Source organism: Sphingopyxis sp. BE235 (genome assembly GCF_031457175.1).
Lineage (GTDB): Bacteria > Pseudomonadota > Alphaproteobacteria > Sphingomonadales > Sphingomonadaceae > Sphingopyxis.
Genome location: NZ_JAVDWC010000002.1, coordinates 380,541 through 396,522 on the forward strand (window position 1 = coordinate 380,541; position 15,982 = coordinate 396,522).

Sequence of the window (15,982 nt, forward strand, 5' to 3'; positions counted from 1 at the left end):
GAACTTCCGGATGCATGCACCGACAACCCCGCGACCGGCGACGAAGAAAAGCCGGAAAGCCTTTTGGCTGAAACAGCTGCACATGTGGCACTGGATGAGTTCGGCCGTCAGCCTGATCGGCCTGCTGCTGTTCGCGATCACCGGGTTCACGCTTAATCACGCCGCCGATATCGAAGGATCGCCGGTCGTCATCCAGAAATCGGCGCAGATGCCGCCGGCCTTGCTTGCGCGCCTGAAGGCGGCGGTCCCCGACGCCGAAAAGGCGCCGCTGCCCCCCGCCGTCGCCGAATGGGTCGAGCAGAGCTTTCCGGTAAAAGCAGCGAGCGAGGCCGAATGGTCAGAGGGCGAAGTCTATCTCCCCGCACCGCGTCCGGGCGGCGACGCGTGGGTCGCGATCGATCTCGCGACCGGCGCGGCGTCGAGCGAGGTCACCAGCCGCGGCTGGATCTCCTATCTCAACGACCTCCACAAAGGCCGCAATTCGGGCGGCGAGTGGAGCCTGTTCATCGACATCTTCGCTTTCGCCTGCCTCATCTTCGCAATCACCGGCCTTGTTCTTCTCTGGCTGCATTCGGCGAAGCGCAAGAGCACCTGGCCGCTCGTCGGCCTCGGCCTCGCGATCCCGGCCGCCATCGCCGTCATCTTCATTCATTAGGGAGACCCATATGCAGCTTTCCACCCCTGCACGCATCCTCGGCGGGACGATCGGCCTCGGCGCTGTGCTCGGCGCGCCCGCCTTCGCCGCCGATCCGGGCACGATGGACGTGACGATCAACATTCCGCGGCTGAAGGTCGCCGAATATCACAAGCCCTATGTCGCGATCTGGGTCGAGAAAGCCGGCGCGTCGGCGAAGACCGTCGCGGTCTGGTACGATTATGACATGAAGGCGAACGAGGGCACCAAATGGCTGCGCGACGTGCGCCAGTGGTGGCGCGCCGCGGGTCGCTCGATGACCTTCCCCGCGAACGGCATCACCGGCGCGACGCGTGCCCCCGGCGCGCATAAAGTCTCCTTCTCGCGCGCGCAGCTCGGTGCCGCCGCACCCGGCCAATACACGCTGGTGATCGAGGCGGCGCGCGAGGTTGGCGGCCGCGAACTTCTGCGCATTCCCTTCACCTGGCCCGCAAAGGCCGGGGCGGGCGGGCGCGCCGCCGGAACGACTGAACTGGGGGCCGTCTCGGTCGCCTTCCGCTAACGCTTGAAAGGACAGGGATATGAAGAAGCGAATTTGGGGTTTCGCCGCGACCGCCGCGCTGGCGGCACTGGCCGCCGTTCCGGCCTCCGCGCACCGCCAGTGGATGCTACCGTCGTCGACCGTGCTGTCGGGCGACGACGTATGGGTCACCGTTGACGCCGCGGTGTCGAACGATCTCTTCTATTTCGAGCATCAGCCGATGCGCCTCGACGCGCTGAAGGCGTGGGCGCCCGACGGCAGCGAAGCGGCGATCGAGAATAAGGCGACCGGCCGCTATCGCAGCACCTTCGACGTCCACCTGACGCAAAAGGGCACATGGCGCATCGCCTCGGTCGCCGATGGCGTGATGGGCAGCTATGACCTGAACGGCAAGACCGAGCGCCTGCCGCGCGGCACCACCACGACGAACCTCGCCGAGCGCATCCCCGCGGGTGCGACCAATGTGAAGACCGCCGAATCGAACAACCGCAACGAGATTTTCGTGACGGTTGGCGAACCGACGACCACCTTGTTCAAGCCGACTGGCAAGGGCATCGAGCTGGTTCCCGTGACGCACCCAAACGACCTGATCGCGGGCGAGGCGGCGACCTTCCAGTTCCTGCTCGACGGCAAGCCCGCCGCGGGTCTGCCCGTCACGGTGATCCCCGGCGGCATCCGCTATCGCGACCAGCTTGGCCAGATGGACCTCAGGACCGGCGCCGACGGCAAGGTTGCGGTAAACTGGACCGAGCCCGGCCTATACTGGCTGAACGTCACGACGCCGCAGGCCGAGCGTGCCGAAGGCGCACCCGAACCCGCCACCCCGCAGCGCCGCGCGAGCTATGTCACGACGCTGGAAGTGCTCGCGCCCTGACCGACCGCATCCTCATCCCCCGCGCCCTGACGCCCGCGGCTTTCGCCAGGCGCGGGGCGGGGGCGGCCATCGAACGCTTCGCTGGTGAAACGATGGGGACAGGCTGGTCGCTGCAAGCGGTCTCGCCGCCCGCCGCGACGCAGCACGGCGTTCAGGCCGCACTCGACCTCGTCGTCGAACAGATGAGCCAGTGGGAGCCCGAATCCGACCTCTCGCGCTTCAACCGCGCGATGCCCGGGACATGGCGCGAAATTCCAGCCGAATTCGCCCATGTCGTGGAGGTCGCGCTCGACATCGCGCGCGCCAGCGGCGGCGCCTTCGACCCCGGTCTCGGCCGCATCACCGACGCCTGGGGTTTCGGCAGTGCCCGGCGTACCGGGCGGATGCCGCAGGCGGTCCAGTCCGACACGGACCGCACGATCGATTTCGACCCGGGGGCGCGGCGCATCCGGCGCGGCGAGGCGGCGGCGCTTGACCTGTCGGGTATCGCCAAGGGCTATGGCGTCGACCTCGCCGCCGCATGGCTGCTCGACATCGGCGTCCGTCATTTCTTGCTTGAAGTCGGCGGCGAGCTACGCGGCGAGGGGATCCGCCCCGACGGACAGCCCTGGTGGGTCGATGTCGAGATGCCGCCCACCTCGTCCATTCCACCATGGCGCATTGCGCTGCACGACCTGTCGGTGGCGACCTCGGGCAATTATCGCCGCGGCTTTAGCGCGGGCGGCCAGCATTATTCGCACAGCTTCGATCCGGCGACCGGGCGCCCGATCGTCAACGGCATATCGTCGGTCACCGTGCTCCATCGCGACTGCATCAGCGCCGACGGCTGGGCGACCACACTGACGGTTCTGGGCTCCGAGGCCGCGGTCGCGCTCGCCGATGAGCAGGACCTCGCGGTATGCGTCGTTGTGGGCGACCGCGAACATCTGTCGCGCGCCTGGCGCGCTATGCTGGATTAGCTGTCGGCCCAGCGTCGCAGAAGATTGTGATATACGCCGGTCAGGCGGACGACCGTTGCGTCGCCCTGGCCCAGTGCCGCCGCGGCACCCTGCACCCCCATATCGAGATCGAACAACAGGTTGCGCTGCCCCTGATCGCGCACCATCGACTGAATCCACATGAAGCTCGCGACGCGCGCGCCTGCGGTCACCGGCTCGACGCGGTGGACGGTGGTCGAGGGGTAGAGGACCAGATGCCCGGCGGGCAATTTGATCCCCGGTTCTTGCGCAAAGCCTTCGACGACCAGCCCGCCGCCGTCATAGCTGTCGGGATCGGCAAGGAAGAGGGTCGCCGACAGGTCGCTGCGCATCCGGAAATCGCTGCCGCGACGGATGCGGATCGCATTGTCGATATGATCGCCAAAATTCTCGCCGCCGGCATAGCGGTTGAAATAGGGCGGATAGATTTTGAGCGGCAACGCAGCGGCGATGAACAGCGGGCTGCGGCCCAGCGCGTCGAGCACGAGGCGCCCCGCTTCGCCGGCCGCCTCACCGAATTCGGGGAGCTGCTGGTTGCGTTTGGCGAGCGCAGCCTGCGGACCCGATGTCTCGTTGCCGTCGACCCAGTCGGCGGCGTCGAGAATCGATCGGAGCTTTGCGACGCCGTCGGCATCGAGCACGTCGGGAATGATGCGGATCATGGCGCCGCTTCTAGAGCGAAAGGGGCGGGAACGGCAATCGCCGTGCCCGCCCCACCGGGATCAGAAGTTGTAGAAGAGGCTGAACACCGCCGAGCGCGATTCGCCGGGGACCGCCCAACCGCCCGTCACGGCGCCCGTCGTCGCGTTCACATTGTTGCGGACGCCGGTGTAATAATCCTCATTCGTGAAGTTCTGGACGTTGACCTGCGCCACCAGGCCGTTCTTGAAGTCGTACGACACGAACGCGCGGTGGATCAGATAATCGTCGACCGACAGCGGCGCGCGCTGCGCCAGGTTGCGCTGGTGCGTCGTGAACTTGCCCTGATAGGTCAGGCCGTAACCGACCTGCAGCCCGAACGGAAAGACATAGGTGGTGAACAGGCTGCCCGAATGCTTGGGCGTCTGGAACAGCCGATCGCCGCGCTGCGGATCGGGAATGGCGGCGCTATTGCCGCAGCCGGTGCTTCCCGGGTTGGCAAGGCAGAAATCCGAAACGCTCTGCTTCACCTTGCCGTCGAGGTAAGTGTAGTTCGCAAAGATCGCCCATTCCGGAGTGACATTGCCGCTCGCGCCGAGCGCGAAACCGTCGACGCGCGAGCGGCCATCGAGGATCTGAAGCGAAGCGGGTTGCGCCGGGTCGTTCGAAGGCACGCGATAATTGGTGCGCTCGTTACGGAACACAGCCGCAGTCAGCAGCAGCTTCTTATCCATCAGTTCGGCCTTGGCGCCGAATTCGATGTTGCGCGCCCTTTCGGGCGCCGTCGCACAGGGGTCTGCCGCGGTCGGGCTCGCCGGCAGGCCGCAGCCCGCGCGGACGCTGGCCGAAGTCGGCGTCTTGGCGTTGCCATAGGCGGCGTAGAGGCTGACATTCTCCATCGGGTGGAACACCGCGCCGGCGCGGTACGAGAAGAGATTCTCGTCGCTGATCTGGTTGGGGCCGCGCGTGTAGACCGCGCCGGTCGCCGGCGTCGTCACCGTGTCGGCGTGGAAGATGTTGCGCGCATTTTCATAGCGGACACCCGCGTTGATCTCGAACATCGGCGAGATTTCGAGCGTGTCGAACGCATAGATCGCCCAGTTGCGCGTGTCGCCATAGCTGTTGCCCGTGCGGACATAATTGACCGGGCCGGTCCAGACAGTGTTCGGGTTCGACAGGCTGATCGGCGGCAACACCGGGTTCGGCAGCGCGCCGCCGGGATTGCGCAGCAACTGTGCATTCTCGATCGAATAATCTTCCTGGCTGTAAGACGCGCCGATCACCAGCGTATTGAACAGGCCGCCCTTCGCGCCGCTGACGACGGTGAGGTCGGTCTGGTTGTGCAACAGATCGTTGACCTGATCGCGCACGAGGCCGCGCGGTCCCGAAGGATAATAGGTGCCCGGCGTATTCTGGCCGGCGGGGCAGGGGATGCCGACCGTGGCGGCCGCGTTCGCGCCGATCGGCTGGAGGCCGTTCGCAAGACAGAAGACGCCCTGCGGCGCGCTCGTCTGGCTGTACTGGTGGACGCGCTGCCAGCGGGTCAGGTTGCGGATCGAAACATTGTCGCTGAACGCGTGGCGGAAGGTCGCGGTCAGGCGATCGACCTTGGTCTTCTGCTTGTCGAGGTTGACGATCCCGAAATAGTCGCTGTCATCGACACCGGGCAGCGGACCGTTGTTGACGGCGCCGAGAATGAACGGAACGCCATAGATCGGCGTATTGTCGTCGTCCTGATGGATATAGGCGAGCGTCAGGCTGGTATCGCTGTCGACCCCGATCGTGATCGACGGCGCCACGCCCCAGCGCTTGTAGGATTCGACGTCGCGGCCCGGTACGTCATTCTCGTGATACATGGCGTTCAGGCGGACGGCGATCAGGTCGCTGACGCGCCAGTTGCTGTCGACGGCCGCGCGATAATAATTGTCGGTGCCGACCGCCGCCTGCACCGTCGTGGCGCTCCGCGCAAAGGGGATCTTGCTGACGAGGTTGATCGTGCCGCCGACGCTGCCCGATCCGTTAAAGACCGAGTTCGCGCCGTTATAGACTTCGATCTGCTGCAGGTTGAAGGGGTCGGTGCGGCTGTACTGCGCGCTGTCGCGCACACCGTCGACCGTCAGGTCGTTGTTCGCCGAATAGCCGCGCAGGTTGATCGAGTCGCCATAACCGCCGCCGCCTTCGCCGGCGCCAAAGGTGATGCCGGGGATCGTCGCCAAGGCGTCGCGCAGCGTCAGCAGGTTCTGCTGGCGGATCTGCTCTTGCGACACGACCGTGATCGTCTGCGGCGTGTCGACAAGCGGCGCGGTCGACTTCGGCGATTCCACCTCATTGGCGAGTGAGCCGTTGACGATGATCTCGCTGCGGCCACCGGGCGCATCCTGCGCCTCCGCGGCGTCGGCGGCGAAAGCCGGTGCGCTGATCAGGCTGCCGACGCAGGAGAGCGCGAGGAATGAGGCAGATGTCGATGGCTTCACGGTAAACCCCTATTTTGTGATTGGTTGGGGGCGCCGCTATTGAGAGTCGATTGCAAAGTCAACTCTAATGCGAATCATTCGCGACATCGTCGCAATCGATACCAGTTGAGAGAAGGCCGCCTAGTGTCGGCGTTCGAGCCACCAGCTCTGCCGCCAGCCATATTGGCTCGCGACGGGTTCGCCGGCGGCGTTGGTCGCGGGCTTGAAGCGGAAACGTTCCTCGATCAGCTCGCACGTCGTCCGGTCGAGCGAGGTATCGCCGCTGGGCCGTGTCACGCGGCATCCGCGGACGCGGCCGCTGGCTTCGATGGTGAAGCGCACTTCGACCTCGCCGCCCGTTTTCGCGCGGCTGGCTTCGCGCGGATAGTCGCGGTCGCGGATCGTACCGCTGCGCCAGACGGCCTTGGTCCCGCCGCCGGTTCCGGTGCCCGCACCACCCGCGCCGGTGCCGTCGCCGCGCCCGCCTGCGCCCGATCCGGTGCCGGGATTCGGCGTCGCCCCCGCCGACGCGTCGTTCCCGGCGCCCGGGCGCGGCGCGGCGGCAATCGGCGGCGCGATGGGGGGCAGCTTGGGCGGCGGTGCTGCGACCGCGGCGGCTTTGGCATGCTTGTTTGCAGCCGACGCCTTGCCGCTGGCCTTCTCGCTCGGCGCCTTTGCCGGCTGGGCCTCCTCGCGTGGTGGTGGGGGCGCGGGGAGGGCGATCGCCGCGATCGCGTCGCTGGCCTTGCGGACGACATCGAGATCGAGGCCGCTCCCGAGGCCGAGTCCGACCGCACCGACCGCGAGCAGCGCGCCGCCGCCCGATACGAGCTTCTGCTGCCTCGAAACCTGCCCCGTATAGGCCATCGCGCCGCCTCTCATCGCGCATCGCCGCGCGCAACCGGCGACCCGTTTAGAGGAATTCGTCTAGCGTGGATATGAACCGGTCGAACTGGTCGTGGTGCAGCCAGTGGCCCGCATTTTCGAACTCGATCACCTTGGCGGTGTTGAAATGGACGAGGCGCCCGTCCTTTTCGGGATTCGAAGCCCAGCTGTTCGCGCCATAGAGCAAAAGGGTGGGGCAGGTGATCGCGCCCCACAGCGCGGCGATGTCGTCCTGCGGCATGTCGAAGGCGGGCCAGACATTAAGGTAATTGTCGAACTTCCAGCTCCAGGTGCCGTCCTCGTTGCGGCTGATGCCGTGGATGGTCAGGTGGCGCGCCTGCACCTCGGTCAGATAGCTGTTCTCGCCCATCATGCGCGCGAGCGCGTCTTCGAGCGTCGCATAGCGGCGCGGGGTGCGCCCGGCGGCCTGGCGCTTGTCCTCGATCCATTTGCGGAAGCGTTCGGCATAGCCCGTCTTCGCGCGCTCGGCGATCACCTTCGGAGAGGGACCGAGCCCCTCGATCGCGACGAGCTTGCGGACATTCTCGGGGTAAAGGCCCGTATAGCGCAGCGCGATATTGCCCCCCATCGAATGCGCGACGATCGAGAGCGGGCCGAGGTCGAGCTGGTGGACCAACTGCGCGAGGTCATAGACAAAAGTATCCATCGCGTAATTGCCGTCGGGCGACCATGCGCTGTCACCATGACCACGCAGATCGGGGGCAATGATATGATAGCGATCGCGCAATTTCTCGGCGACCCAGTCCCAATTGCGGCAATGGTCGCGTCCGCCGTGGACGAGCAGCAGCGGCGGGGCGCCGCGATTGCCCCAGTCGACATAATGCAGCTTCAGCCGCTGCGAGATGAAGCTGTTCGAGGTCGGGCCGGCACTTGCCATCGGATCATCCTTGCTGTCTGTTCCAGTTTCAAAAGGCGACTGGTTTCGATCCGTCAACCCCGGATCGCTTTCAGTATCGAGCAAGGGAGAGAGACATGACGACATTCCGCGATAATCTGCTGGCCGGTAAGACGGCCTTTGTCGCCGGCGGGACGAGCGGCATCAACTTGGGTATCGCCAAGCGCTTCGCCGAACTCGGCGCCAAGGTCGCCGTTGCCGGCCGCGACCCCGACAAGGCGGCGCGCGCGGCGGCGGACATCGGCGAGGGCGCGCTCGGCCTGTCGGGCGACGTGCGCGACTATGCGGCGATCCGCGGCGTGATGGAACGCGTCGCAGGCGAACTTGGGCCGATGGACATCGTCATTTCGGGCGCGGCGGGCAATTTTCTCGCGCCGGCGCTTGGCATGTCGGCGAATGCGTTTCGTACGGTGGTCGACATCGACCTTAACGGGACGTTCAACGTGTTCCGCGGCTGCCACGATTTGCTCAACCGGCCCGGCGCGTCGCTGATCGCGATCACCGCGGGGCAGGCGGTCAATGCTTCAGCGCTGCAAGCGCACGCCTGCGCCGCAAAGGCGGGGATCAACCAGTTGATTCGCGTGCTGGCGCTCGAATGGGGACCCGAGGTGCGGGTGAACGGCATCTCGCCGGGGCCGATTGCGGGGACCGAGGGCATGGCGCGCTTGGCGCCCGACGCCGCGACGCGCCAGTCGCATTTCGACCGCATCGCGATGAAGCGCTGGGGCGAGGTCGAGGAGGTCGCCGAATCGGCGGTATTCCTCTGCTCGCCCGCGGCGGGATATATCACCGGCACGATCCTCGACTGCGACGGCGGCAGCCAGATCGGCGACGCGTCACGCGGGGATCTCGCGCGCGGCATGGCCTGAAAGCAAAAACGCCGCCAACCCATCGGGGTGGCGGCGTTTTTAATGGTGGGCGTGGCAAGGATTGAACTTGCGACCCCTGCGATGTCAACACAGTGCTCTACCACTGAGCTACACGCCCATCCCTTGGGGTGACGCGCCCCCTAAATGCCTCCGCGCGACTTGGCAAGCCCTTCGCGTGCGGCGGCGTCGTTATTGTTGGCTGGAGCGGTCGCTGCGACCGAACATATTGTCGACCTCGCGCACCAGATCCTTGAGGTGGAAGGGCTTCGACAGCAGCTTTGCCTGCGGCACATTTTCCTCGGCACGCAGCGAAACCGCGGCAAAGCCCGTGATGAACATCACCTGCGTCTGCGGCGCGGCCTTCGCGGTATGCTGGGCGAGTTCGATCCCGTCCATCTCGGGCATCACGATGTCCGACAGCAAAAGATCGAACGTTCCCGAATCGATATAGGGGACGGCGGCGGTGCCGCGGTCGACCGCGGTGACGTGATAGCCGGCGCTGGTCAGCGCGCGCGCGAGATACTCGCGCATCACGTCGTCATCTTCGGCCAGCAAAATGCGAATCATGTTGAAATCTGTTCCCTGGTCCTTCGGCGCAGCCGGTTCCGGTCGGCTGCCCCCTCTGTCACGCCCTGCATAGCGTCAGAGATTTAACAAATTGACGCGCGGCGCTGGATTCGTCCCGCTTTTTTTGCCACCCATCGCTTATGCCGTCCCGCACCATCTCGCCCGCCGCCATCGCTGTCAACCGGCCCGCGGCGAGTGGCCCCGTCGTCGTGTCGGTGCCGCACGCGGGACGCATCTATCCGCCCGAGATATTGAGCGCGGCGCGGGTCGACCGGCCGCACCTCGAACGACTCGAGGATAGCTGGTGCGACCTGATCGCGGCCGGCGCCGCCGACGCCGGCGCGACGGTTGTTCACGCCCTGTGGGCGCGCGCCGTCGCCGACCTCAATCGCGGCGAAGGGCAGATGGCGCCCGGCGAGGTTGCCATGCCGCTGCGCGCGCAATTTTCGGCGCCGGGGCGCAAGGAGCGGGCAGGGCTTGGCGTCGTGCCGACGCGACTCGCCGATTGCGGTCCGCTATGGAAGCGGCCGATCGACGGCGCGGCGCTGGAATGGCGCCTCGAATCCTTCCACCGGCCGTACCACGCCGCCCTCGCCGACGCATTGACCGCGGCGCGCGATGAACATGGCCATGCGATATTGATCGATCTCCATTCGATGCCGCCGATTCCGGCCGGCCAGCCGGGGCACGGCGCGCGAATCATCATCGGCGATCGTTTTGGCGAAACCGCGGGCGATTGGCTGATCGACCTCGCGGTGGCATCGGCCGAACGATTGAACGAGCCCGTCGCGCGCAATCAGCCCTATGCCGGCGGTCATATCATCCGAACGCACGGCCGCCCGGCGGACGCCGTCCACGCGGTGCAGATCGAAATCGACCGCAGCCTCTATCTGACGGCGGAGCGCTTGCCCGACACGGCTCGTATCGCGCGGCTGGCACGCTGGTTCGCGAATCTTGTCGCTGAAGCGGGATATGCCCGACAGGGCGCTGAAATATTCGCGCAAGCCGCTGAATAAAAAACCACCTCGTACCGAAGTACGAGGTGGCCAGGGTCCAGGGAGGACGCGTCCGCGTCAGTGATGACGGGACACTCGCCGCGATGGAAAGGGGGAAAACCACGGCGGCGTAGAAGAGATTTAGGATGTTGCGCGCCGACTTACAAGAAGAGACGGTGCAGAATCTGCAATATGCAAGAAATTGGTCGGGGAGAGAGGATTCGAACCTCCGGCCCCTGCCTCCCGAAGACAGTGCTCTACCAGGCTGAGCTACTCCCCGACCGATCTGCGCGCCGACCGGGGTCGCCGCGAAGGCAGGGCGGTCCTCTAGACGCGCAATTTGCGAACTTCAAGCGCCAATCGGCACATTCAATGCGATTGCCGCGATTACATCATTTCGGCAGTTCGAAAGCTGAAATGACCATCCGCAACGAAAATCAGATGATCGACCAGATCGATGCCCATGGTCCGCAGGAAAAGCGCGGCATCGTGCGTTGCGCCGATGTCGGCATCGCTCGGCCAGGGCGTGCCGGACGGATGGTTGTGCGCCAGGACGACTGTCGCAACGCCGCCGTCCAAAAGCGTGCGCCAAGCGCGCGGCGGGATGACGCAGCGGCCCGAGCTATCCCCGTCGACGCGTTCGAGCCGAACAAGGCGTTCGAAGGCGTCGAATGCGGCAAGGAGCAGGGTTTCGCGCTCGTCATCGAACATCGGGCGCAGCAACAGGCGCGCGAAATCATCCTCAAGCGGGCACGGCACAAAGCCGGCCAGCGCCGACGGATCCGGCGCTTTGCCGAGGGGTTCGAACAGGGTCATCGCCGTTCCCATGCGCTCAGGCTGCGCGATTCCCAACGGGCGACTGCCCCGCATCGGAGGCTTTGTGCCGCCGGCGATATTGCTCCCCATGTTGCTCCCTTGTCCCCTCGCGGCACGAAGCCTAGCACCGAGAGACAAAACCGGGAGCCGAGTCTTGCCTGATTCCATCCATTATGAACTGCAATATCTGGACCTGATGCGCCGCATCTGGGTCGAGGGCGACGAGCGCGTCGACCGCACCGGCGTCGGCACGCGCTCGCTATTTGGCGAGACGATGCGATTCTCGCTGAAGGACGATGCGATTCCGTTGCTCACGACCAAGCGCGTCTATTGGAAGACGGGGCTGCGCGAACTGCTGTGGTTCCTGACCGGTGACACCAATATCCGGTCGCTCGTTTCGCAAGGCGTGAAGATATGGACCGACTGGCCGCTCGACAAATATCGCCGCGCGACGGGCGACCAGATTAGCGCCGAGGATTTCGAGGCGCGGATCATCGCGGATGATGATTTCGCTGCGAAGTGGGGCGATCTCGGGCCAGTTTACGGCCATCAATGGGTGAACTGGCCGCGCTACGAGCCGGCGGGCGAGGGACTCTTCCGGCGCGCGAAGCAAGGTCACAATCAGATTGCGGCGCTGATCGATTCGCTGAAGAATAATCCGGGCTCGCGGCGGCACATCTTTACCGGCTGGAACGTCGCCGATCTCGATCGCATGGCGCTGCCGCCGTGCCACATGACCTATCAATTCCACGTCCGCAGCGACGGCGGCCTGTCGTGCCTGCTGTTTCAGCGCTCGTGCGATCTTGGCCTGGGCTTTGCCTTCAATGTCTTCGAAGCGGCGCTCCTCACGCGGATGGTTGCCGATCAAGCGGGCCTTCACGCCCATGAACTCGTCTGGACCGGCGGCGACGTGCATCTCTACCTGAACCACGCCGAGCTGGTCGAACAGCAGCTGTCGCGCGTTCCGGATGGCGCGCCGAAGCTCCGCATCCTTCGCCGCCCTTCGAGCATTTTCGACTATCGGTTCGAGGATTTCGCGGTCGAGGATTATGCGCCGCAAGCGCATATTTCCGCGCCTGTCGCGGTCTGATGGCCGCCGTTGCATTCGTATGGCTACCGTAATAATATGTCGCCACGTTGAAATATAACTAGGCGCCGATTCGCGCCTTCAAAGGGAAGAAGATATGCCTGAGACGCCTCAGCGCCCGGCGAGCAATTTGCCGCCGCTGTCGCTTCATATCCCCGAACCGCGCTATCGCCCCGGCGATACCCCGGACTTTGGCGATATCGAAGTTCCCGCGGTCGAAGCGACCCCGCGCCCGAGCGAAGCGACCAGGCCCGATGCGATGCGCGAGCTCAGCTATGGCCTCGTCCGCGTCCTCGATTTCGACGGGCAGGCGAAGGGGCAGTGGGATCCGAAGCTGTCGCCCGAGCGGCTGCGCACGATGCTGCGCTACATGATGCTCACCCGCGCTTTCGACGACCGCATGTTCCGTGCGCAGCGGCAGGGTAAGACCAGCTTCTATATGAAGTGTACCGGCGAAGAAGCGACCTCGGTCGCCTCGACGATGGCGATCGATCGCGGCGACATGTGCTTCCCCAGCTATCGCCAGCAAGGCATATTGATCGCGCGCGACTACCCGCTGATCCAGATGATGAACCAGATCTACTCGAACCGCGGCGATCACCTGATGGGGCGCCAGCTGCCGATCATGTATTCGGCGCCCGAGCATGGGTTCTTCAGCGTGTCGGGCAATCTCGCGACGCAATATCCGCAGGCGGTGGGCTGGGCGATGGCCTCGGCGTCGAAGGGCGACAGCCGTATCGCGACCGTCTGGTGCGGCGAGGGCTCGTCGGCCGAGGGCGACTTCCACTCGGCGCTGACCTTTGCGACCGTTTACAATGCGCCCGTCATCTTCAACGTCGTGAACAATCAGTGGGCGATCTCCAGCTTCTCGGGCTTCGCCGGCGGCGAGCGCACGACCTTCGCGGCACGCGCGGTGGGTTATGGTATCGCGGGGCTGCGCATCGACGGCAATGATCCGCTCGCGGTTTATGCCGCGACGCAGTGGGCCGCGGATCGTGCGCGGACGAACAACGGCCCGACTTTGATCGAGCATTTCACCTATCGCAGCGAAGGCCACAGCACCTCGGACGATCCGAGCGCCTATCGCCCCGCCGACGAGGCGACCGCCTGGCCGCTCGGCGACCCGATCGCACGGCTGCGCCAGCATCTCGAAACGCTCGGCGAATGGGATGCCGAACGCCACGAGGCGCAGGCGAGGGAACTCGACGAGCTGGTCAAGACGACGCAGAAACAGTCGGAAAAGCTCGGCATCCTCGGCCACGGGATGCACCAGCCGTTCGAGACGATGTTCGACGATGTGTTCGAGGAGCTGCCCTGGCACCTCAAGGAACAATGCGCACAGATGCTCGCCGAGCAAGAGGCCAAGTTCGGCCCCAATTGGAAGCCCGAATGATGAGCGCCGAGACCCAAACCGCCACCAAGACCATGAACATGATCGAGGCGATCAACAGCGCCATGGACGTCATGCTCGAACGCGACCCGAACATGGTCGTGATGGGCGAGGACGTCGGCTTCTTCGGCGGTGTGTTCCGCGCGACCGCGGGGCTGCAGAAGAAACATGGCAAGACCCGCGTGTTCGACACGCCGATCAACGAATGCGGCATCATCGGCGTCGCGGTCGGCATGGGCGCTTATGGCCTGCGCCCGGTCCCCGAAATCCAGTTCGCCGACTATATCTACCCGGGGCTCGACCAGCTCGTCAGCGAAGCGGCGCGCTTGCGTTATCGTTCGGCGGCCGACTTCATCTGTCCGATGACGGTGCGTACTCCTTTTGGGGGGGGCATCTTCGGCGGCCAGACGCACAGCCAGTCGCCCGAAAGCATCATGACGCACATCTGCGGTGTGAAGACGGTGATCCCGTCGAACCCCTATGACGCCAAGGGTCTGCTGATCGCGGCGATCGAGGACAACGACCCCGTCGTTTTCCTCGAACCCAAGCGTATCTACAACGGCCCGTTCAGCGGCTATTATGACCGCCCGGTCGAACCCTGGTCGAAGCATGACGCGAGCGCGGTGCCCGAAGATTATTATCGTATTGAACTCGGCAAGGCCGCGACGGTGCGCGCTGGCGAGGCGCTTACTATCCTCGTCTATGGCACGATGGTCCATGTGACCAAGACGATCGTCGAGGAAATGGGCATCGATGCCGAGATCATCGACCTGCGCACCTTGCTGCCGCTCGATATCGACGCGATCGAAACCTCGGTGAAGAAAACCGGCCGCTGCCTGATCATCCACGAAGCGACGCGTACCTCGGGCTTCGGCGCCGAACTTGCCGCACTGGTGCAGGAACGCTGCTTCTATCATCTTGAGGCGCCGGTCGAACGCGTCACCGGCTTCGACACGCCTTATCCGCATAGCCTTGAATGGGCCTATTTCCCCGGCCCGGTGCGCATTGCGACCGCGCTGACCAAGATTTTGAAGGACTGACGCCATGGCCCGTTATTCATTCCGTCTGCCCGACATCGGCGAAGGCATCGCCGAGGCCGAAATCGTCGCCTGGCACGTCAAGATCGGCGAGCGCGTCGAGGAAGACGCGCAGCTTGCCGACATGATGACCGACAAGGCGACTGTCGAAATGGAATCGCCCGTTTCGGGGATCGTCGTCGAACTCGCGGGCGAGGTCGGCGACCTGATCCCGATCGGCTCGACGCTCGCGGTGATCGAGACCGATGGCGACGGGGAGGGTGACGTCGAGGCGCCGCCTGCGGACACGCCTGTCGAGAAGCAGATCGAAGCCGAGACGCCGGGGGCCGAAGAGGTTTCGGTCGCCGAGGTTGCTACACCTGCGCCCGTCGCAGCTCCCGCCCCGGCCCCGGCCCCGGCCCCGGCACCTGCGCCGGTCGTGACCGCAGACCACAGCCGCGCCGTGCTCGCATCGCCCGCCGTTCGCGCCCGCGCCAAGGATCTCGGCGTCGACCTCGGTCAAGTCCAGGCCGAGGGCGACCGCGTCCGCCATTCCGATCTCGACGCTTTCCTGCGCTACAGCGGCGGGCAGGGCTATCACGCTCCCGGCGCCAGCCGCGCGCGCGCCGACGAGCCGATCAAGGTCATCGGCATGCGCCGCAAGATCGCCGAAAATATGGCGGCGTCGAAGCGCGCGATCCCACATTTCACTTATGTCGAGGAAATGGACGTCACCGCGCTCGAAGAGATGCGCGCCGACCTCAACGCCAATCGCGGCGGCCGCCCGAAGCTGACGATGCTGCCCTTCCTGATCGTCGCGATCTGCCGCACGATCCCGCAATTCCCGATGATCAACGCGCGTTACGACGACGAAGGCGGCGTGGTAACGCGCTACGGCGCGGTACATCTCGGCATGGCGACGCAGACCGACGCCGGGCTGATGGTCCCCGTCATCCGCGACGCGCAGGACAAGAATGTCTGGCAGCTCGCGAGCGAGATCACCCGCCTCGCCGAAGCCGCGCGCACCGGCAAGGCGAAAGTCGAGGAACTGACCGGCGGCACGCTGACCGTCACCTCCTTGGGCCCGCTCGGCGGCATCGCAACCACCCCGGTGATCAACCGCCCCGAAGTCGCGATCATCGGCCCGAACAAGATCGTCGAGCGCCCCGTCTTCGACGGCGACGAAATCCGCAGAGCAAAGCTCATGAACCTGTCCATCAGCTGCGACCACCGCGTCGTCGATGGCTGGGACGCGGCGAGCTATGTGCAAGCGCTCAAGAAGCTGGTCGAAACGCCGGTCCTGCTGTTTGCGGACTAAGATAG

General features: G+C 65.2%; 16 protein-coding genes and 2 tRNA genes. 10 read left to right on the forward strand and 8 right to left on the reverse strand.

Translation table 11 applies throughout. From position 1 onward, the window contains the following. Positions 1 to 10 precede the first annotated feature (10 nt). The 4 genes from J2X38_RS09035 to J2X38_RS09050 all read left to right on the forward strand — a co-directional run bounded on the left by J2X38_RS09035 (position 11) and on the right by J2X38_RS09050 (position 3,008). A complete protein-coding gene (locus tag J2X38_RS09035) occupies positions 11 to 655 on the forward strand; it encodes a PepSY-associated TM helix domain-containing protein (protein ID WP_310253330.1) in 645 nt (214 codons plus the stop codon). A 10-nt stretch (positions 656 to 665) separates the two neighbouring features. After that, the gene (locus J2X38_RS09040; protein ID WP_248453460.1) at positions 666 to 1,196 is read left to right on the forward strand and encodes a DUF2271 domain-containing protein; all 531 of its coding nucleotides are present in this window, start codon (positions 666 to 668) and stop codon (positions 1,194 to 1,196) included. A 19-nt stretch (positions 1,197 to 1,215) separates the two neighbouring features. Then, the gene (locus J2X38_RS09045; protein ID WP_310253333.1) at positions 1,216 to 2,049 is read left to right on the forward strand and encodes a DUF4198 domain-containing protein; all 834 of its coding nucleotides are present in this window, start codon (positions 1,216 to 1,218) and stop codon (positions 2,047 to 2,049) included. A 92-nt stretch (positions 2,050 to 2,141) separates the two neighbouring features. After that, positions 2,142 to 3,008, forward strand: coding sequence for an FAD:protein FMN transferase (locus J2X38_RS09050; RefSeq protein ID WP_310253335.1), 867 nt, complete (start codon positions 2,142 to 2,144; stop codon positions 3,006 to 3,008). Here the strand turns inward: J2X38_RS09050 and J2X38_RS09055 are convergent. The 4 genes from J2X38_RS09055 to J2X38_RS09070 form a co-directional block, all read right to left on the reverse strand. Further along, complete coding sequence (locus J2X38_RS09055; RefSeq protein ID WP_310253337.1) at positions 3,005 to 3,688, reverse strand: Fe2+-dependent dioxygenase; 684 nt, start codon at positions 3,686 to 3,688, stop codon at positions 3,005 to 3,007. The two genes, J2X38_RS09050 and J2X38_RS09055, sit on opposite strands and share 4 nt — an antisense overlap. A gap of 60 nt (positions 3,689 to 3,748) precedes the next feature. After that, entirely contained in the window at positions 3,749 to 6,139 is a 2,391-nt protein-coding gene (locus J2X38_RS09060) for a TonB-dependent receptor domain-containing protein (protein WP_310253339.1), read from the reverse strand. Positions 6,140 to 6,259: 120 nt separating this feature from the next. Continuing rightward, entirely contained in the window at positions 6,260 to 7,000 is a 741-nt protein-coding gene (locus J2X38_RS09065) for an energy transducer TonB (protein ID WP_310253341.1), read from the reverse strand. 31 nt (positions 7,001 to 7,031) lie between these two features. Next, complete coding sequence (locus J2X38_RS09070) at positions 7,032 to 7,901, reverse strand: alpha/beta hydrolase (RefSeq protein WP_310253343.1); 870 nt, start codon at positions 7,899 to 7,901, stop codon at positions 7,032 to 7,034. 95 nt (positions 7,902 to 7,996) lie between these two features. Between J2X38_RS09070 and J2X38_RS09075 the strand changes: the two genes are divergently transcribed. Continuing rightward, positions 7,997 to 8,788 carry an SDR family oxidoreductase gene (locus J2X38_RS09075; RefSeq protein ID WP_058537991.1) on the forward strand — a complete coding sequence of 264 codons (792 nt, stop codon included), beginning with the start codon at positions 7,997 to 7,999 and terminating at the stop codon, positions 8,786 to 8,788. 43 nt (positions 8,789 to 8,831) lie between these two features. Here the strand turns inward: J2X38_RS09075 and J2X38_RS09080 are convergent. Continuing rightward, positions 8,832 to 8,906 (reverse strand) — tRNA-Val (locus J2X38_RS09080). A 71-nt stretch (positions 8,907 to 8,977) separates the two neighbouring features. Next, a complete protein-coding gene (gene cpdR / locus J2X38_RS09085) occupies positions 8,978 to 9,355 on the reverse strand; it encodes a cell cycle two-component system response regulator CpdR (RefSeq protein WP_037510756.1) in 378 nt (125 codons plus the stop codon). Between the two features lie 140 nt (positions 9,356 to 9,495). Here cpdR and J2X38_RS09090 point away from each other — a divergent pair, with 140 nt between their 5' ends. Continuing rightward, a complete protein-coding gene (locus J2X38_RS09090) occupies positions 9,496 to 10,371 on the forward strand; it encodes an N-formylglutamate amidohydrolase (RefSeq protein WP_310253347.1) in 876 nt (291 codons plus the stop codon). Positions 10,372 to 10,553: 182 nt separating this feature from the next. Here J2X38_RS09090 and J2X38_RS09095 read toward each other — a convergent pair. Beyond that, a tRNA-Pro gene (locus J2X38_RS09095) sits at positions 10,554 to 10,630 on the reverse strand. A gap of 107 nt (positions 10,631 to 10,737) precedes the next feature. Continuing rightward, positions 10,738 to 11,334, reverse strand: a complete 597-nt coding sequence (locus J2X38_RS09100; protein WP_231732880.1) for a JAB domain-containing protein — start codon at positions 11,332 to 11,334, stop codon at positions 10,738 to 10,740. Here J2X38_RS09100 and thyA point away from each other — a divergent pair. The 4 genes from thyA to J2X38_RS09120 all read left to right on the forward strand — a co-directional run bounded on the left by thyA (position 11,321) and on the right by J2X38_RS09120 (position 15,977). Further along, on the forward strand, positions 11,321 to 12,256 hold the full coding sequence (gene thyA, locus J2X38_RS09105; protein WP_310253349.1) for a thymidylate synthase: 936 nt from the start codon (positions 11,321 to 11,323) through the stop codon (positions 12,254 to 12,256). The genes J2X38_RS09100 and thyA overlap by 14 nt on opposite strands. 94 nt (positions 12,257 to 12,350) lie before the next feature. Further along, positions 12,351 to 13,646 (forward strand): 3-methyl-2-oxobutanoate dehydrogenase (2-methylpropanoyl-transferring) subunit alpha, encoded by a 1,296-nt coding sequence (locus tag J2X38_RS09110; RefSeq protein WP_310253351.1) that lies wholly within the window; start codon positions 12,351 to 12,353, stop codon positions 13,644 to 13,646. 32 nt (positions 13,647 to 13,678) lie between these two features. After that, on the forward strand, positions 13,679 to 14,683 hold the full coding sequence (locus J2X38_RS09115; RefSeq protein ID WP_058538219.1) for an alpha-ketoacid dehydrogenase subunit beta: 1,005 nt from the start codon (positions 13,679 to 13,681) through the stop codon (positions 14,681 to 14,683). A 4-nt stretch (positions 14,684 to 14,687) separates the two neighbouring features. Beyond that, the gene (locus tag J2X38_RS09120; protein WP_310253353.1) at positions 14,688 to 15,977 is read left to right on the forward strand and encodes a dihydrolipoamide acetyltransferase family protein; all 1,290 of its coding nucleotides are present in this window, start codon (positions 14,688 to 14,690) and stop codon (positions 15,975 to 15,977) included. Positions 15,978 to 15,982: the final 5 nt, after the last annotated feature.